The 18,719-nt window shown below is 61.4% G+C and carries 13 protein-coding genes and 3 pseudogenes; 1 reads left to right on the top strand and 15 read right to left on the bottom strand.

What is annotated here, in order from left to right:
* Positions 1 to 374: 374 nt before the first annotated feature.
* The gene (gene putA / locus Q8M42_RS19205; protein ID WP_304868438.1) at positions 375 to 4,316 is read right to left on the bottom strand and encodes a trifunctional transcriptional regulator/proline dehydrogenase/L-glutamate gamma-semialdehyde dehydrogenase; all 3,942 of its coding nucleotides are present in this window, start codon (positions 4,314 to 4,316) and stop codon (positions 375 to 377) included.
* Positions 4,317 to 4,856: 540 nt separating this feature from the next.
* On the opposite strand from putA, the gene Q8M42_RS19200 reads away from it, so the two are divergent.
* Positions 4,857 to 5,144 carry a hypothetical protein gene (locus tag Q8M42_RS19200; protein ID WP_304868437.1) on the top strand — a complete coding sequence of 96 codons (288 nt, stop codon included), beginning with the start codon at positions 4,857 to 4,859 and terminating at the stop codon, positions 5,142 to 5,144.
* Positions 5,145 to 5,196: 52 nt separating this feature from the next.
* On the opposite strand, the gene Q8M42_RS19195 is transcribed toward Q8M42_RS19200, so the two are convergent.
* From Q8M42_RS19195 to Q8M42_RS19135, 14 genes and pseudogenes are all read right to left on the bottom strand, one after another.
* Positions 5,197 to 6,438 (bottom strand): EAL domain-containing protein, encoded by a 1,242-nt coding sequence (locus Q8M42_RS19195; protein WP_304868436.1) that lies wholly within the window; start codon positions 6,436 to 6,438, stop codon positions 5,197 to 5,199.
* A gap of 3 nt (positions 6,439 to 6,441) precedes the next feature.
* Positions 6,442 to 7,494, bottom strand: coding sequence for a chemotaxis response regulator protein-glutamate methylesterase (locus Q8M42_RS19190; RefSeq protein ID WP_304868435.1), 1,053 nt, complete (start codon positions 7,492 to 7,494; stop codon positions 6,442 to 6,444).
* Positions 7,494 to 7,997 (bottom strand): chemotaxis protein CheD, encoded by a 504-nt coding sequence (locus tag Q8M42_RS19185; RefSeq protein ID WP_304868434.1) that lies wholly within the window; start codon positions 7,995 to 7,997, stop codon positions 7,494 to 7,496. Before Q8M42_RS19185 ends, Q8M42_RS19190 begins: the two co-directional genes overlap by 1 nt.
* Positions 7,994 to 8,815: a protein-glutamate O-methyltransferase CheR gene (locus Q8M42_RS19180; protein WP_304868433.1), complete on the bottom strand. Its 822-nt coding sequence runs from the start codon at positions 8,813 to 8,815 to the stop codon at positions 7,994 to 7,996. Before Q8M42_RS19180 ends, Q8M42_RS19185 begins: the two co-directional genes overlap by 4 nt.
* A gap of 27 nt (positions 8,816 to 8,842) precedes the next feature.
* Positions 8,843 to 9,376 (bottom strand): chemotaxis protein CheW, encoded by a 534-nt coding sequence (locus tag Q8M42_RS19175; RefSeq protein ID WP_304868432.1) that lies wholly within the window; start codon positions 9,374 to 9,376, stop codon positions 8,843 to 8,845.
* Positions 9,377 to 9,525: 149 nt separating this feature from the next.
* Positions 9,526 to 10,285: pseudogene (locus Q8M42_RS21060) on the bottom strand (methyl-accepting chemotaxis protein); the annotation flags it as partial.
* A 204-nt stretch (positions 10,286 to 10,489) separates the two neighbouring features.
* Positions 10,490 to 11,020 (bottom strand): annotated as a pseudogene (locus Q8M42_RS21055) (MCP four helix bundle domain-containing protein); the annotation flags it as partial.
* Between the two features lie 29 nt (positions 11,021 to 11,049).
* Positions 11,050 to 13,248, bottom strand: coding sequence for a chemotaxis protein CheA (locus tag Q8M42_RS19165; RefSeq protein WP_304868430.1), 2,199 nt, complete (start codon positions 13,246 to 13,248; stop codon positions 11,050 to 11,052).
* Positions 13,245 to 13,583 carry a lipid asymmetry maintenance protein MlaB gene (locus Q8M42_RS19160; protein WP_304868429.1) on the bottom strand — a complete coding sequence of 113 codons (339 nt, stop codon included), beginning with the start codon at positions 13,581 to 13,583 and terminating at the stop codon, positions 13,245 to 13,247. The genes Q8M42_RS19165 and Q8M42_RS19160 overlap by 4 nt, the downstream gene beginning before the upstream one ends.
* 12 nt (positions 13,584 to 13,595) lie before the next feature.
* Complete coding sequence (locus Q8M42_RS19155) at positions 13,596 to 13,964, bottom strand: response regulator (protein WP_182834340.1); 369 nt, start codon at positions 13,962 to 13,964, stop codon at positions 13,596 to 13,598.
* Positions 13,965 to 13,994: 30 nt separating this feature from the next.
* A pseudogene (locus tag Q8M42_RS21050) lies at positions 13,995 to 14,579 on the bottom strand (methyl-accepting chemotaxis protein); the annotation flags it as partial.
* Between the two features lie 798 nt (positions 14,580 to 15,377).
* Positions 15,378 to 16,019 carry a response regulator transcription factor gene (locus Q8M42_RS19145; protein WP_304868427.1) on the bottom strand — a complete coding sequence of 214 codons (642 nt, stop codon included), beginning with the start codon at positions 16,017 to 16,019 and terminating at the stop codon, positions 15,378 to 15,380.
* 294 nt (positions 16,020 to 16,313) lie between these two features.
* Positions 16,314 to 17,558 carry a cyanophycinase gene (locus Q8M42_RS19140; RefSeq protein ID WP_304868426.1) on the bottom strand — a complete coding sequence of 415 codons (1,245 nt, stop codon included), beginning with the start codon at positions 17,556 to 17,558 and terminating at the stop codon, positions 16,314 to 16,316.
* A gap of 267 nt (positions 17,559 to 17,825) precedes the next feature.
* Complete coding sequence (locus Q8M42_RS19135; RefSeq protein ID WP_304868425.1) at positions 17,826 to 18,590, bottom strand: transporter substrate-binding domain-containing protein; 765 nt, start codon at positions 18,588 to 18,590, stop codon at positions 17,826 to 17,828.
* Between the last annotated feature and the right edge of the window lie 129 nt (positions 18,591 to 18,719).

The raw sequence follows: 18,719 nt of genomic DNA, 5'->3' as shown, positions 1-18,719 counted from the left end.
CCCACAAACGGGTACAGACATAAGCCACCCGATGGGTATCGCTGCGCTCAACGCCATCCTACGGTTAGTGGCTACGGCAGGATTTCGCACAGACTTGAACGTCGACAATAAGGGGGAGTAAGGCAGGTGGCCGATGTGGAACGGAGCGGGTAGCTCCGTTCCTGCGCCGCCGGGTAGGCGGACGCAGTGCATCGAAATGCCAGAGGGGAAGAAACGCATCGTACCGGGTGGGTAACCCTCCGTTGCCGGATGTACGACGGGCGCTGCAGTGCAGCATCAGACACCTGGGCAAGGTGCCTGGGGGTGGCGGTAAGCCGGTGTTGCCAACCACCCCGGCCGGCGAACCGGTCGGGGTGGGATGCTCGTAATCCCTGTTAGCCGATGGTCATCAGGCTGGCGTTGCCACCAGCTGCTGCGGTGTTGATGCTCAGGGCGTGTTCGATCAGCAGGCGCTCCAGCGGGATATCCGTCTCGCCTTTGTGCAAACCATGCACACCGATGATTGCGCCAGGGCGCTGAGCCGCTAGCTGGCAGACTTCGCGCAGCTGATCGGAGTCACCGTGATGAATGATGGCGTCGAACGTAGTGTCGCTTTCGCTCCACTGGCTGAGCACTGTGATGCGTTGCTGCACGGCCTTGGGCAGTGCAGCAAACAGCTCGCGGGTCAGCTCGCCTTCCTGCCACAGTACCTGGCAACCCACGGCCAAGGCCGCTGCCAGCTGCACCAGCAGGTCGCTGCGCTCATCAGCCAGACACAGCACATGCTCACGCGGCAGCAGGCTGTAGCTGTTGCGCTCACCGGTTGGGCCGTTGAGCATCTGCACGGTGCCGCTCTGCGCCAGCTCAACATACTGCGCGCTCAGGGCACTCAGGCTCGGCTCATGCTTGGCAGCCCAATCCTGCAGCGCCTGAATCACCTTGGCCTGCTCGGCCGGGCGCTGGATTTCGCCATTTTCCTGCTGCAGCTGCTTGGCCACTGCATCCTGCGGACGGGTCGCCAGCAGGCGGTACATATACAGCGGGCCACCAGCTTTCGGGCCGGTGCCGGACAAGCCTTCGCCGCCGAATGGCTGCACGCCAACCACTGCGCCAACCATATTGCGGTTTACATACAGGTTGCCGACCTTGGCGGTGTTGACCACCTGGGCAATGGTTTCGTCGATGCGCGTGTGCACGCCGAGGGTCAGACCGTAGCCGCTGTCGTTGATCTGCTGCAGCAACTTGCCCAGATCAGCACGCGGGTAGCGCACCACGTGCAATACCGGACCGAAGATCTCACGCTGCATCTCGTCGAAGCTGTCCAGCTCGATCAGCGTCGGCAGCACAAAGGTGCCGCGCTTGATGTCTTCACCCACGGCGCGGGCGGCCTGGAACACCTTGCGGCCCTTCTCGCGCATCTTCTCGATGTGCTGGTCGATATTGCCCTTGGCTTCCGCGTCGATCACCGGACCGATATCGGTGCTCAGGCGCTCCGGGTTGCCCAGGCTGTATTCGGCCATGGCGCCCTTGAGCATGTTGATCACTCGATCCGCCACGTCTTCCTGCACACACAGCACGCGCAGTGCCGAGCAGCGCTGGCCGGCGCTGTCGAAGGCCGAAGCCACCACATCGACCACCACCTGCTCGGTGAGCGCCGAGGAGTCAACGATCATGCTGTTGAGGCCGCCGGTTTCGGCGATCAGCGGAATGGTGCGGCCCTGGGCGTCCAGGCGACCGGCGAGGTTGCGCTGGATAATCCCAGCCACTTCGGTGGAGCCGGTAAACATCACGCCACGCACCCGCTCGTTGCCGATCAGGCCAGCGCCGACGGTTTCGCCACGGCCCGGCAGCAGTTGCACGGCGCCGCTCGGCACACCGGCGTCGAGCAGGATGCGTACAGCTTGAGCGGCGATCAACGGGGTCTGCTCGGCCGGCTTGGCCAGCACGGTGTTACCGGCAGCCAGAGCGGCGGCAACCTGACCACTGAAGATCGCCAGCGGGAAGTTCCACGGGCTGATGCACACCACCGGGCCCAGCGGGCGGTGGCTGTCATTGCTGAAGTGGTTGCGCGCCTGCGCCGCGTAGTAGCGCAGGAAGTCCACCGCCTCGCGCACTTCGGCAATGGCGTTGGCGAAGGTTTTGCCGGATTCACGCACCAGCAGGCCCATCAGCTGCTGCATTTCCGCTTCCATCTGGTCGGCGGCGCGATCGAGCACGGCGGCGCGCTCGGCCGGCAGGGTCGACTGCCAGATCTGCCCGCTGGACACGGCGCAGAGCACGGCGTTGCGTACATCCTGCTCACTGGCCTCATGCACATGGCCAACGATGTCGCGGTGGTCCGCCGGATTGCGTACCGGCTGCGCTTCACCCAGCTCAGGCGCTTCGCAACCGAGCAGCGGCATGGCCTTGTAGGCGTTGTTGGTGCTGCTCAGCAGCGCCGAAGACAGCGAACCCAGGCGGTGCTCGTTGGCCAGGTCGATGCCTTCGGAGTTCAAGCGGGCGTCGCCATACAGCGCACGCGGCAGAGCAATGCGCGGGTGCGGCAGGCCAAGGCCGCCTTCCTGGGTGGCCATCTGCTCGACCTGCTGCACGGGGTCGAGCACCAGCTCTTTGATCGAGATGCTGTGGTCGGCAATGCGGTTGACGAACGAGGTGTTCGCGCCGTTTTCCAGCAGGCGACGCACCAGGTAAGCCAACAGGGTTTCATGGCTGCCCACTGGTGCATAGATGCGGCACGGACGGTTCAGCTTGCCATCGGCCACCTTGCCCACCACCTGCTCGTACAACGGTTCACCCATGCCGTGCAGGCACTGGAATTCGTACTGACCGGGGTAGTAATTCTGCCCGGCGAGCTGGTAGATGGCCGACAACGAGTGGGCGTTGTGGGTGGCGAATTGCGGGTAGATGGCTTCCGGCACGGCCAGCAGCTTGCGCGCGCAGGCGATGTAGGAAATATCGGTGTACGGCTTGCGGGTATACACCGGATAGCCTTCCAGACCTTCGACCTGGGCGCGCTTGATCTCGCTGTCCCAATAGGCGCCTTTTACCAGGCGGATCATCAGGCGGTGACGGCTGCGCTTGGCCAGGTCGATGACGTAGTCGATCACATACGGGCAGCGCTTCTGATAGGCCTGGATGACAAAGCCGATACCGTTCCAGCCGGTCAGCGCCGGGTCGAAACACAGACGTTCCAGCAGATCAAGGGAGATTTCCAGGCGGTCTGCTTCTTCGGCATCGATGTTCAGGCCGATGTCGTAGTGCTTGGCCAGCTTGGTCAGGCCGAGCAGGATCGGGTACAGCTCATCCATCACCCGCTCGTACTGCGCGCGGCTGTAGCGCGGGTGCAGCGCCGAAAGCTTGATCGAAATGCCCGGGCCTTCGTAGATGCCACGACCATGGGAGGCCTTGCCGATGGCATGGATGGCCTGCTCGTAGGACGCCAGGTAGCGCTTGGCGTCTTCATCGGTCAGCGCGGCTTCACCGAGCATGTCGTAGGAATAACGGAAGCCTTTGCTTTCCATGTTGGTGGCGTTGGCCAGGGCTTCGGCGATGGTTTCACCGGTGACGAACTGCTCGCCCATCAGGCGCATGGACATGTCCACGCCCTTGCGGATCAGCGGCTCGCCGCCTTTGCCGATAATGCGATTGAGCGAGGTCACCAGGCCGGCTTCATTGTGCGTGGCCACCAGTTTGCCGGTGATCAGCAGGCCCCAAGAGGCGGCGTTGACGAACATCGACGGGCTGTTACCCAGGTGCTGACTCCAGTTGCCGTTGCTGATCTTGTCGCGGATCAGCGCGTCACGAGTGGCCTTATCCGGAATACGCAGCAGCGCTTCGGCCAGGCACATCAGCGCCACACCTTCCTGCGAAGACAGCGAGAATTCCTGCAGCAAGCCCTGCACCAGGCCCTGACGGCCACCGGCGTTCTTCTGGCTGCGCAGCTTCTCGGCAATGCCCATGGCCAGCGTGTTGCTGGCCTCGGCCATGTCCTTGGGCAGGCGCGCCTGCTCCAACAACATTGGCACGGCTTCGGTTTCCGGGCGGCGATAAGCGCCGGTAATCGCCGCGCGCAATACCGATTGCGGCAGGATGCTTTCGGCAAAATCGAGGAACACCTGCAAGCCTTGCTCGGTCAGAGCGTCAACCGACTCTTCACCGGCAACTGCCGCCAGACCCGAATGCTCGGCCGGGGTCAGACCACCCTCGATCTGCTCGAGATAATTGAAGATCGCCTGCTTGATCAGCCAATGCGGCGTGCGGTCAATCGACTGCGCAGCCTGCTTGAGGCGATCACGGGTTGCATCATCGAGCTTTACGCCAAGGGTGGTAGTGGCCATTGGTTTGTCCTGTATGGGCTGAAGCACGGCAAAAAATCGCCGAAAGCAATTTGCGCTACCTCCGCAACCAACCAGGGTGGCTGCCATAGAAGGCGAGGCGCAAAAAATCTGGCGAGAGATTAAACCGCAGAAGGCGCGAGGTGCAACTAGGTGCAACCAAACAAAACCAGAGTTTTTTACGGCCTTCAGCAGCGCTGAATCTTAGTACCTTCTGGCGCAAGCCCAGTTCTACCGCGGTTCCAGTGAAAATCGCACGCTAAGTAAGCAAAACGCTCGTTTTAAAAAACCGCAGTGCTTCCGACGACAGGTACAACCGCAACAGCCAGTAGGTTGCACCACATACTGTATTCACGCCTTAACTGAGCAAAGCACAACAGGCCACTATCCGCGCAGTGGCCGACGGAGTGCGCGCACAACCGGCCGGCGGACGCTAAACAGAAGGCATACACAAGCCAGGCGGTAGGACTCAGGCGATGGAGCGGATAGCCGGGCGACACAATGTCGCGCTAAGCTCAGGGCGGGATTCACAAGGAGATGACCATGACTGCCAAGGAAGCGCAATTGACCGAGTTGCTCAGCCTGTCCACGCGCACCCTCACCCACCTGACTGCCGCCATCACCGCGATGTCGTTTGAACTGCTCAACACCCAGGACAGCGCCGTGAACGCCACTGCGTGCAAAATGATCGAGCGCATGCTGGCAATCAACAGCGAGCTGGACCAACAGTGGCAATTGCTCGGCCAGCTGGCCGGCACGCAGCCAGAGCCCGGCAACGCACTGGAACAGGTGGTGCTACAGAGCCTGGAAACAACCGAAGACGAGCGTTGATTCACGCCCGTTTAGACAATCACCCCAGCAGCCAAGCAACTATCGGCCTGGGTTAAGAGGTTGCCATCACCAGGCCGCGCAAGCGCGCCTCATTGCTGCGCCACCAGGCCAGCAGCGCATCACCCGGCATCGGCTTGGCGACAAAATAGCCCTGTACTTCACCACAGCCCAGATCACGCAGCAGCTGCCAGTCCTGCAGGGTTTCCACCCCCTCGGCGACCACGCCCAGGCCAAGCTTGCTGGCGATATCCAGCGCGCTTTCCAGCAGGATGCGCAAATGCAGACTCTCACTGGCACCATTGACGAAGGCGCGGTCAACCTTAAGCTCCGTGCAGGGCACCCGCGACAGCTGCAACATGCAGGAAAACCCGGTGCCGTAGTCGTCCACCGACAGGCCAAAGCCTTTCAGACGCAGGCGCGCCAGGGTGCCGAGGGTAATACTGAGGTCGGTCATGATCGCGCTTTCGGTGATTTCCAGAATCACGTACTGCGGCTCGATACCACTGGCCGCCACCCGCGCAATGATCTCGTCGGCCAGCTTGGAATCCGCCAGCGAGCGCGCCGACACGTTGAAGGAAAAACTCAGCGGTAGACCGGCGTCATGCCACTGCCGGCAGTGCGCCAGGGACATGTCGAGCATCTGCAGGGTCATGTCCGAGATGTAATGGCTGCGCTCGATCATATCGACGAACAGCCCCGGCGCCAGCAGGCCATGCACCGGATGCTGCCAACGCACCAGCGCCTCGACGCCTTTCAGGCGACCGTTGGCCAGGTTGATCTTGGGTTGGAAATAGGCGACGAACTCATGCTCACGCAGCGCGCGCTGCACATCCGCCTCAGTCAGCTGCGGCCAGAGCGCGCGTGGCGCGGCAAATTGCTCAGCCTGCACTGCCTGTACCGCAAAACGGCTCAGGCTGGCGGCCAGCTGCTCATGGCTGATGGGTTTCTGCAGCACGCCGAGCAGGTGCAGGCCCAGGCTGCGGCCCATGCTCTCGACCACATTGAGCAGCACACTCTCGCGCGCACTGGCCACCACCACAGAATGGTTCAGCGCCAGGCGGGCCATTTCGTGCAGCACCTGTACGCCGTCCATGCCGGGCATCTCCAGATCGAGCACGATCACCTGAATTTGCGGGTTGGTTTTCATCTGGGCAATCGCGTCGAAGCCATCCACCGCCTGCAGGATGTCTTCAATACCCATCTCGCTGCACAGCTCAGCGGTAAACTGGCGCTGCAGTTCGCTGTCATCGATCACCAGCACATGCTGGGGAAATCTGTTGACTGCCTCTTCCACCTGCTACCTCCAGCTCATCAGAACGTTCGGGATGTCATCCAGCGCGACCACCTGATCGACACCGCCCAATTTGATTGCCTCTTTGGGCATGCCGAACACCACGCAACTGGCTTCATCCTGGGCGTAGGTTTTGGCCCCCGCCTCATGCAAATCTTTCAAACCGCGAGCGCCATCGTCGCCCATGCCGGTCATGATAACGGCCAGCACATTGCGCCCGGCCTGCACGGCGGCAGAGCGGAACAGCACATCAACGGAAGGACGGTGACGACTGACCAGCGGCCCATCCTTGACCTCCACGTGGTACTGACCACCACTGCGTTTGACCAACATATGCTTGCCGCCCGGCGCAATCAGCGCCAGGCCCGGCAGTAGCCGGTCGCCGTTCTGCGCCTCGCGCACTTCAATGGCACACAGCGAATCCAGGCGTTCGGCAAAGCTGCGGGTGAACTTCTCCGGCATGTGCTGAACGATGGCAATCGCTGGCGCGCTACGTGGCAGCTGGCTCAACACCTGCTCAAGCGCCTGGGTACCGCCGGTCGAGGTGCCCAGCACGACAATCCGTTCACTGGTGCGCTGATTGTGCAGCCCGGCACTCGGCGCACTGACGACCGCATCAACACTGTTTTTTTCCAGTGTAGGCACTGCTGCGCCACGCACCCGGGCTTTTGCCGCGGTACGGATGGCGGCAAGCATTTCCTGGGCGCTGCCCTGGAGAAAATCACGCAGGCCCATGGTCGGTTTGGTGATCACCTCCACCGCGCCGGCCGACAGCGCCTGCAGGGTAATGTCCGCGCCCTTCTCGGTCAGGGTCGAGCAGATCACCACCGGCGTCGGCCGAGTGGCCATGATCTGGCGCAGAAAAGTGATGCCGTCCATGCGCGGCATTTCCACATCGAGCAGGATCACGTCCGGCCACACGGTTTTCATCTTCTGCAGGGCCAGCAGCGGGTCCATCGCGGCGCCAACCACTTCGATGTCCTTGTGCGGCGCCAGCAGCTGCTGCATGACCTCACGCATCACCGCCGAGTCATCAACAATCATCACCTTGATAGCCATTACTGCAGCGCCTCAAGCGGTTCAATACTCAATGCCGCGCCACGGCGCACCCAGACTTCACCGCTGGCCAGCTCGAAGCGCAGAAAACGGCAACCCTCACCGCCCAGGTCACGCCCGGCCACCTGCACACCCAGCTCAGCCATCAGGTTTTCGACGAAAGCGATGTTCTGTGCGCCGATATCGGTACGCAGGTTGGAGCCGGGCTTGCTCAGGCTGCGCGCACCGCCGAACAGCTTGACCTGGGCCTGCTCCAGACGCAGTGCGTGTACGCGCATCTGCTGCTTCAGCCAGACCCAGGCATCCACCCCGTAGCGCCCATCCAGATCGCGCGCGTGCTCACTGACGCGGCGCAGGCCGGGCAACTGGAAGTGGCACATACCGCCCTTGGCAGCCTCGGGAAACCACAGCACGATGGAGACGCAGGGCCCCAGCAGGGTTTCCACGCGCACATCACCACCGCCGAAATACAGCTCGCCGGGTTTGAGAAAGCAGCTGCGGCTCATACCGCCACCTTGCGGTAGATCGACGAGGCGACCATTTCAATCGGCAAGCCGGTGTCATGCAGCGCCTCGGAGTGGCCGACCATCAACCAGCCGCCGGGCTTGAGGCGTTGCACCACGTTGTGCAGCACCCGCTGCTTGGTGTCCTGATCGAAATAGATCAGCACGTTACGCAGCATGATCAGCTCGAACAGGCCCAGCTCAGGCGCCGGCAAGTTGAGATTGCCCTGGCGAAACTCGACCCGCTCCCGCAGCCCGCGTTCGACCAAAAAGTAGCCCTTGTACTGATCCTTGCCCTTGAGGCAGTAGCGTTTGAGGTAGTGCGTGGGAATCTTGCTGCCGCGCTCCATCAGGTACAGGCCACGCTCGGCGCTCTGCACCACCTGACGGCTGATATCGGTGCCGAGCACGCTCCAGCCCAGGTGCGGGCGCGCTTCGTGCAGCAGCATCGCCAGGGTATAGGCCTCCTCACCGGTGGAGCTGGCCGCGCTCCAGGCGCGAAAATCCGCCTGGCCGGCACAGGCCGGCAGAATCTTCTGCTGGAGGAAATCGAAGTGCTTGGGCTCACGGAAAAAATAGGTTTCGTGGGTGGTGATCAGATCAATCGCAATCTCCAGCTCGGCCGTGCCCTGTGGCGAAATCAGGTGCTGGTAATAGCGCTGATAGCTGCTCAGCCCCAGCGCCGTCAGGCGTTTGGACAGGCGCCCACAGATCAGCGGTTTCTTGACCGGTGGCAGCTGAATGCCGACCCGTTCATAGAACAGCGCCTGCAGCTGACGAAACTCCGGTTCGCTCAGCGCAACCTGTGTGCCTGCATTCATTGCCCACCCGCCATCAGCCATAACGCCTCACCCTTCACTGTGCTCAAGGCCGCCCACCAGCTCGGCAAGCTCATCGAGTGACAGCACCTGAGGAATATCCAGCACCACCACAAACTGCTCATGGTGCTTGAGGATGCCGGCAATAAAATCTGCGCGAATCCGCGCGCCAAAGGCCGGGCGGCTTTCCAGTTGATGGCCTTCCACGGCCAGCACTTCGTTGACTGCATCGACGATGATGCCGAGCAGCTGCATGCTGTCGCCCTGCTCGACCTCGACGATCACGATGCAGGTGCGCTTGGCAATTGGCGTGCGCTCACGGCCGAAGCGCACGGCCAGATCAATCACTGGCACCACCGCGCCGCGCAGGTTGATCACCCCGCGCAGGAAAGTCGGCATCAGTGGAATTTCAGTCAGGCCGCCAAACTCGATAATTTCGCGAATATGCTCAATCGGCAGGGCGAACAGCTCCTGGCCCAGGGTCAAGGTCAGAAACTGCTGGGTCAGTGGCGTTTCCACCGGGGCCGCAGCGCGGCCCTGGATATGGGCTGGCAAGGTACTCATGGCAGCCTCCTAGAAGCGGGTGAACGCCGACTCATCGACCTGATCATCGTGCAGATGGCGGCGTACCGGCTGCGTCGGCTTGCTCATGGCCGGTGGCCGGTTTCTACCGGTCGGCGTGCCCTGTATCTGCCGCGCGGCGACTTCCGCCAGCTGGAAGAACTGAATCATCTCCTGCAGCTGCACGGCCTGGCCGCTCATTTCCTCGGAAGTCGAGGACAGCTCTTCGGAAGCCGAAGCATTCACCTGAGTGATCTGCGCCAGTTGGCCAACCGCTAGGTTGATCTGCTCCAGCCCGGTGTTCTGTTCACGCGAGGCGGCGGAGATTTCCTGCACCAGATCGGCGGTCTTGCGGATCGACGGCACCATCTGCTCCAGCAGTTGCCCGGCGCGTTCGGCCAGAGTCACGCTGTCGCTGGCCACCGCGCCGATTTCCTGCGCGGCTATCTGGCTGCGTTCGGCCAGCTTACGCACCTCAGCGGCCACCACAGCAAAGCCTTTGCCGTGGTCACCGGCGCGCGCCGCTTCAATCGCGGCGTTAAGTGCGAGCAGGTTGGTCTGGTAAGCGATGTCATCGATGATGCCGATCTTGCCGGCGATCTGGCGCATGGCATTGACCATCTCGCGTACAGCCGCGCCGCCTTCCACCGCATCCTTGGAGGACTGGCTGGCCATGCCGTCGGTGACCTTGGCGTTCTCGCTGTTCTGCGCCACGGTGGCGGCAATTTCTTCCACCGAGGCGCTGGTTTCCTCAACGCTGGCGGCTTGCTCGGAGGCGTTCTGGCTCAGCGCCTGGGCCGAAGCTGCGACTTGCTCGGAGGCCGAAGCCAGCGAGTCGGCGGTCATGCGTACATCGCCCATGATGGCGCGCAACTTCTCGGTCATCCGCTTCATCGCTGCCAGCAGACTGGTGTTGTCGTTATTGCGCAACTGGACATCGATGGTTAGATCACCCTCGGCAACACGGCTGACCACTTCGGCGGCATAGGCTGGTTCTCCGCCAAGCTGCCCTACCACAACTCGTGTGACCAGCAGCCCCAGGGCGATGGAGATGATGAAGCCGCCGATCATCAGACTGGTCAGCAGGGTCATGATGTCGCCGATTATCGCATCGGACTGCGCGTTGGTGGTGGCCGCATTCTTGGCCATGATTTCGGCCAGGGCGGCACGGTGCTCACGCACCTCATTGAAGTAGACATTCACGTCACCGCCAAGGTACATGAGGGCCTCGCCCTGACTACCCTGCGAGAGCATGTTGGTGAACCGCTCAACGGCCTTTTGGTACTTTTCCTCAGCGGCATCCAGCTTGGGTACCACGGCCTCTTCTTCGGGTGATAGCACCGTTGCCAGGTAGTGTTTGTAGCCTTGGGCAATTAAACGATTGCTCTCAAGAATCTTTTCCTTGATCTGCTCTACTTCGCGCGGGCTTTGGGTGTTGGCCATCTGGTAAAGGCGGCGGAAGTTGTCAGCACCCTGGGCACGGATATTGCCGACGTCATGGATCGGCACCAGCTGATTGGCATAGATGTCCGTCATCATATCGTTGACGGTATTGACACTGCGATTACCGACAAAGCCAATGGTCGCCGCGATAGCGGCAACGATCAGGAAAGCCATGATCAGCTTGGTCGCCAATTTCAGATTCATGAACCATTGCATGGTGGATCTCCTGACCTTCAGTGAGTTATTGCAGCCCTTTGCACCGCAGGGCTTGTTGTATTTTCAGCGGCCGTACAGGCGCGCTGGATCAAATTCGGCACATCAAGAATCAGTGCCACGCTGCCATCACCAAGAATGGTGGAGCCGCTGAGCACCTTGTTTTGCGCAAAAATCTGGCCCAGGGGTTTGATTACGGCCTGGAATTCGCCAATCAGTTGATCGACCACCACGCCCGCGCGACTACTGCCGTACTGCAGCACCACCAGGCTCTCGCGCGCGCCGACACTCGGCGGCAGGCCGAACAGATTGCGCAGGCGCACATAGGGCAGCGGTTCGCCGCGCAGGTTGAGCAGGTCATGCAGCTCGACCTGCGGGCCGAGATCAACACACTCGACCACCTGATCCAGCGGCAGCACGAAGGCCTCATCGGCAACCCGCACCTGGAAGCCGTCGATAATGGCCAGGGTCAACGGCAGGCGAATGCGCACTGTGGTGCCCTGGCCGAATACGCTGAGCACCTCGACCTCGCCGCGCAGTTTTTCGATATTGCTGCGCACCACATCCATGCCCACGCCGCGTCCGGAGAGGTTGGTCACCGTCTCGGCAGTCGAGAAACCGGCCTCGAAAATCAGGCGGAACACTTCACTGTCACTGAGCACCTGGTCAGGCTGTACCAAGCCCTTTTCCAGCGCCTTGGCGAGGATGCGTGGGCGGTCCAGGCCACGGCCGTCGTCGGTCACTTCAATCACAATGCTGCCAGACTCGTGGTAGGCGTTCAGGCGCAGTGCGCCGCGCTGGGTCTTGCCGGCAGCCAGGCGATCGACCGAACGCTCGATACCGTGGTCCATGGCGTTGCGCACGATATGCATCAGCGGATCGGCGAGCTTTTCCACCATCGACTTGTCCAGTTCGGTGTCCGCGCCGGTGATCAGCAGCTCGATATCCTTATCCAACTCCTTGCTGATATCGCGTACTACCCGTGGGAAGCGCTGGAACACTTCACCGATGGCCACCATACGCAGCGACAGTGAAGCATCGCGAATATGCTCAACCAGATTCGCCACTGCCTCATTGGCCTCACCCATGGCTGCCGGATTGCCCTGGCGCAGCGACAGGCTAGCTGCAGCACCCGCGATCACCAGCTCGCCCACCAGGTTGATCAGCTCATCCAGCTTGCCAACCTCAACCTTGATAAACACCTGCTCGTGTACGCGCTTGTCGTCGGCTTGCTTCTGCTTGCTCAGCGCCGCCGACACCAGCGGCGGCGCCACCAGCTGTTCTTCCACCAGCAAGGTGCCCAGTGGCGGCGCCGGCTGTGGCGCGGCGGACTGCAGGGCGAGTACGCGCTGCAGTTCGTGGGCAGTCAGCGCGCCGCTCTTGAGCAGGATTTCGCCGAGTTTGCGCGGCGACTCGGGCAGGCTGACGATCAGGTTGAGGTAGGCCTCGATCTTGCTGTGCGGCGGCAGGATCAGCAGCTGGCTGTCTTCGCGAATAAACTCGAAGGCATCCTCGACTTCCTGCTTGCTGGCCTGGGATTCGAACTCGATCTCAAAGCCCAGGTAATTGCTTTCGGCGTCGAAGGCTTCAGCCTGCGGCAGGGTATCGGTCAGGGTATGCAGGTAGACGATGCGCCCCAGCTTGCTCAAGTAGCGCAGAAACGACAGCGGGTCCATGCCGTTGCGCAGCACGTCGTTATTGGGCCGCAACGAGATATGCCAGAGGTCACTGCCGACTTCTTCGCCGGTCAACACATCGACCTTGCCGCTCGGCACCTGCGACAGTTGCGTCTGTTCGGGAAGCGCCGGCGCGGCAACGGGCTCGATGCCTTGCTCCAGGTATTCATTGAGCTGGCTGATTAAGTGCGCACGCAGCTCGGGGTTGGGGTCGATGACTTCGCTGCGGTCTTCGACGGCGGTGATCAGGCTGCCGATGTAATCGCCGCAGGTCAGCAGCAGCGAAAGCATGCTGCCATCCAGGGATTTTTCGCCGTTGCGCACCTGATCGAGCAGGCTTTCCACCACATGGGTGAAGTTGATCAGCGACTCCAGACCAAACAGCCCGGCCGACCCCTTGATGGTGTGCGCGGCGCGGAAGATGGCGTTGACCCGCTCGGCGTTGTAGCCGTCGCTTTCGATTTCCAGCAGCGCATTTTCCATGTCCACCAGCAGTTCGCGGGCTTCCTGAACCAATGCACCACGGGCCTGATCAAGGTTCATGGGCGACCTCCACGGGCATCCAGCGGAATCACCACAGGGTCGCCGAGTTCGGCCACCAGGTTGAGCAGATCGAGCACTTCGCGCACTGCTGGCGAGTGCTGGATAAAGGCCAGGCTGCGGCCCTGACGCTGCGCTTCGCGCTTGAGCAGCAGGAGGATCTGCACCCCGCTGCTGTCGAAATCCTCGACCGCGCCCAGGTCAATCTCCAGCTGCTGATGGCTGCCCAGCAGGCCGAGCAGTTCATCCTTGAGCTGGCCGGCGCTGTAGATATTGAATTCGCCTGCTATTTCAAAGATGTACCGTCCAGTTTCTTCACGACTGTTTATTACGGTCACGGGGGGGCGTCCTCAGGGCAGGATCAGTTTCGACACGGCATCGAGCAGCACCGGCGGCTGAAAGGGCTTGACCACCCAGGCGCGCACGCCAGCGGCCTTGCCCTCGGCCTTCTTCGCCTCACCGGCTTCGGTGGTGAGCATGATCACTGGGGTGAACTTGTAGGCCGGCAACAACTTGGCCGATTTGACGAAGGTGATGCCGTCCATGTTCGGCATGTTCACGTCCGAGACAATCAGGTTGATCTTGCGACCATCCAGCTTGCTCAGTGCGTCCTTGCCATCACAGGCCTCCAGCACGTCGTAGCCGGCGCCCTTGAGGGCGATGCCGACGACTTGCCGAAAACTGGTCGAGTCATCCACTACCAAGACCGTCTTTCCCATTACTGTGCGTCCCGTGGTTCTGAAGTTGCGTTAAAAGAAGGTGACCGAAGATTGCTCGACGCCGGCGGCGCGCTGACCGCTGTGCACGCGCTGCTGCTCCAGGGTGGTGTAGCTCGACTCCAGGCGGCGCAGCCAGTCGCGGCTGGCCGGCACCACCGGCTCGGCGAGGCTGTCGCGCAGGCGCTGCATGTCCTCGCTGATATGCGAAATGATCTGGCTGACGCGGTCCTGGAACTGCAGGTCAACCAGTACCGCGTTGACCGTCTGCTCGACCTCGCGGCTGTTGCCCTGGAGCATCTGCAGGCGCTGCTCCAGCTGCGCCACGCCATCGCCCAGCTCACCGAGCACCTTGCCGACAATGCGCTCGGCGGCCTCGATGCTGGCGTGGCTGCTGCTGTCCATCTGCTCGGCCCGCGCCACCATGGACTCCATGGAACGGCCCATGATCTGCACCTTCTCGGTGATCTTGGTGCCGGTTTCACCGGACATCGACGACAGCTTGCGTACCTCATCGGCCACCACCGAGAAGCCGCGCCCGGCCTCGCCAGCCCGCGCCGCTTCGATGGCGGCGTTAAGTGCCAGCAGGTTGGTTTGCGAGGCGATCTTGGCGACATCCTCAGCCATGCCATGCAGCTCGGTGACAAAACGGCTGAGTTCGCGGATCTCAACCAGAAAGCGCTCGCGCTCACCCCGAGTATCGTCAAGCGCCTTAACCGCCTGCGGCAGCTCGACCTGGGCACTGCGCAGCACCTCGAACACCCCGCCACCGTCTTCGCCGGCGCCAAGATCCAGGGCCTGGCTGATCTGCTGGCTCATGCTGATAAATTTCTCGGTCAGGCCACCAGTGGCGCTGGAGGTCTGGCCGTTGACCAGCTCGATATGGCGCATCCACAACGGCAGCACCGCATCGAGCAGTTCGCGCAGTGCCGTCAGGTTACTCTGCACCTCGCCCAGTGCCTGGGCCGATACCTGCGGCTCAGCGGCAGCTTGCTCAAGCGCCGGGCTGGCCACCAGCAACCACAGCCACAGCAGCAACACGGCGGCGGCCAACAGGCCGTGCCACCAGACACTGGCGAGCAACACGCAAGCGCCAGGCAACAGAACCGCACCGGCCACCAGCCAGGGACGCGAAACGTAAGCAAACAGTCGTGGATGCTTGGTCATAGGATTTCTCGGTACTGACGAGGGAGGTCACCGTTACTCGTGTTACGGCACAGCGCGCACAGGCCGCGCTGGAAAAACTATAGGTCAGGCTCAGAGCATCAGCGAACCGATCGCCAACTTAATGGCGACAGGCCATCTGATGGCTTACTGCCATCGACTACAGCGAGCTTATAAAATTGACGCCAAAAGGCTTATCAGTGATTTACCGGTGGGCGCAGGTAAATCTACCTAGACAGGAAACCGAGGGTTTTACTCGTCCAGTTTGATAATGCCGCGGCGCAGGGCATACATCACCAGGCCGGCCAGGTCGCGAATGGCCAGGCGCTCCATGATCTGGGCACGGTGGGTGTCGACCGTCTTCACGCTGAGGTTGAGGATAAACGCCACTTCCTTGTTGCTTTTGCCCTTGGCCAGCCAGTACAGCACCTCCTGCTGTCGGCTGGTGAGCAGCTCCAGTGGGTCTTCACCACTGCGCCCAGAGGCGGCATCAATAACCTGACCGGCAACACGCGGGCTGAGATAACGGTGGCCGCCCAGTACCGATTGCAGGGCCAGTTGCAGCTCGATCACCGCCGCATCCTTAAGCAGATAACCGCTGGCGCCCATCTGCATGGCCTTGAGCACATAGTCGCGGGTGTCATGCATGGACAGCAGAATCACCGGCAGCTGCGGCCAGCGTGAACGCACCATGGTCAGCGCCTCCAGCCCCGAGCAGCGACGCATGGTCAGATCGAGCAGCAGCACATCGGGCTGATGACGCTCGACCAGCGCCTCTACCTGATCACCGTCACTGCCCTCGGCCACCACCTGATAGCCTGCCTCGATCAGCAGCGCGCGAATGCCCGCACGGACCAACTCGTGATCATCGACCAATACAACCCGCGCAGACATTTACAGACTCCTCAGACGGGGCATACCCCGGTACAACTGACAGAAACCTCTCCCTGGCTTGGCATGGTTATCGTGCAACGCCTGCCCGCTGGCTGACCAGCCGCAAACGCGCGGCGCATTCTGCGTGAGGGCCAGCCGCCGAACAATCAGCCAGTTACTGAGGCGAAATGTAGGGCAGATGCGCACATCGTGCAGAAAACCTTGACCATCCAACTGAAATAGCCAAGCCACTTTCAAACAGAAAGTGGCTTGGCTCAGTTGTCGCTGCCAGTAAAAGCCGGCGCCTCAGTTCGCTTAGTTAGGACGAAAATCCATCAGTAAACGCAGGTAGGACAGCATGTTCTTGCCACCAACGGTGCCCTGGTAACCGTGGCTGTCGAACTGGCTGCTTTTGATCAGGTCGACGCGAAAACGCGGATTGGTCTCATAGGTACGCCCCAGGGTGCTGGTCGCACGGCTGTCGAACAGGTCGGCGCTGACTTTGACGAACTCACGTGGATTGCGCCGACCAGCGCTGGTGCTGTTGTTCGGGCTGCTGAAAATATCGCTGGTGGCGGTCATCGCCGAGCTGTAACGCTCACGGCCACGCAGGCTGGTCTTGCCGCTGGCGATGACAAACTGACCCGTGACCGGGCGATAGCGATCACCCGCCGTCAGGTAGCTGCCCAGCACGTCATACAGGATGTAGCTGCTACCCGCACCACGCGCCTTGTTGCGCAGGTCGAAGATAAATACGCCATTTTCACCGACCACCTCCATCTCCACCTGACCCAGGGCGGGGTTGTTCTGCACCAGCAGAGCGGTGTTTTCATCGACACCGAAGGCAAACGGCACCTGGGTGTGATCGGCCAGGCGCACGATGCGGCCCTGACGACCACGCTCGCTAAAGTGGGTATCGAGCAAACCGTAGTTGAAGAAGCCGAAACCGCCCTGCATGTCGTAGGACAGGTCGTCGCCACCCGGTGAGGTGTACACGCCATAACGCAGCGCGTTATAGCTTTCACCGCCGGTGACCATCGGCCCCTGCACCATGATCGCAGTGCCGGCACTGGTGCCCGCCAATACCGCACCAGCGTTGTGCCGCGCACGAATGGCCGCCAAGGCAGGGCTATCAGCACGGGTCGCGGTTTGCAGGGTCTGGGTCAGACGCGACTGGTCACCACCGCCGAAAAAGAAGCCGGTCATGCTGTTGATCTGCGCGATCACCTGCGGGTTGCTGTTGTTGCTGATTTTGTCCAGATCAATGGGAATCCACTGCGCATCGACAGCCCCGTAGGTCTTCAGCAACTGGGCATAGAACGCGCCATTGGCTTTGGAGTTGGCGGCATTGGCCGTGCCCGCTGCCGGGTCGGCACTTTCCGGGATCGAGGCCGCGGTGATGACGCCAATCCGCGCCTGGCCACTGCCACCGGCCAGCTGAATCAGGCGTTGATAGATCGCCGTGTTGTCATCCTTAAGGCCGCCGCCAATCAATACCAGCGGGCCGGCGCTGTAACCGGTAATGGGGAGAAGAGCGAGCAGCAAGACACTGCACCGCATAAAGGATCTGATCATGGTTCGAGTTCTCCGATGTGCGCTCGGCGCACGCTTGTTGTGAGAGTTGTAAAACGGGAACTGCTGCAGATAACGCGACATGGCTCTCTGGGTGGCTGACTCCTTCGGCTAGCAGGCCGTTGAAAAGCGTTGACGAGGCAGCCAGCGCAAGGCAAAAACAGGCGAAAAAGCGGAGTTTACGAGTTGTAAATGAGCATTTTGAGCCTGTTTTTAACGCCGCGATGGCAACGTAGGTAGTTTTTCAACAGCCTGCTAATACACCGTGAATTGTTTGAAGTATTGCTTCTCGATGCGCTTGTAGACGCCATTGCTGAGAATCACGCTTAGGGCTCTATCCAGCCGCTCACGCAGCACCTGATCGCCCTTGCGCACGGCGATGCCCTGGCCTTTGCCAAAGTGTTTGGGGGCAACCACCTGGTTGCCGACCTGCTCGAAACCCTGGCCCTGGGCCGTGTCGAGAAAGCCGAAATAGCCGGACACCGCGTCATCCAGCACCAGGTCGACGTGCCCTGCGCCGAGCGCCTGATACATGCCCTCGGCGGAATCGAAGCGCAGCACCTCGGTGTGCTGCTGGTATTTGTCAGTGAGGAAGCGGTCATAAGTGGTGTCGCGCTGCACGCCCAGACGTTTGCCGGCTATACGTCTTGGGGTGATGATCACCTGATTGACCAGGCCCTTGCGGGCAAAGAAGAACGCCGGGGTCTGCGCATATTTGGCGGTGAAATCCACACGCTCGGCACGTTGTTCGGTGATCGACATGGACGCCAGAATCAGGTCCGCGCGCTGCTCGTTAAGCGCCGGAATCAAGTCGTCCCAGGCAAACCTGACCAGCTGACAATCCGCCGCCATGGCCTGGCACAAGGCCTGGGCGATATCGACATTGAAGCCGCGCAACTGGCCTGTCGCATCGATTTGCTCGAAGGGCGGGAACTGCCCTTCCATGGCGATACGCAGAGGCTGCGCCTGAACGCTGCTCAGCAGCATCAAGCCCAGCAGAAATAGGGTTGTTCGTAGCATTCGGTGCCCCTTGCAAGCGCTGTCAAAGCGACAGCCTGGGGTCAGAGGCCAGGCTCCAAGCCGAGAAAACAGGCGCCGCACAGGGCGCCTTAAGGCCAAAGGAGCAATGGGAGCTGACCTTGAATAACC

Source organism: Pseudomonas sp., from assembly GCF_030684895.1.
GTDB lineage: Bacteria > Pseudomonadota > Gammaproteobacteria > Pseudomonadales > Pseudomonadaceae > Aquipseudomonas.
Note: the sequence above shows the minus strand (reverse complement) of the source record. Positions and strands in the feature narration are given on the sequence as shown.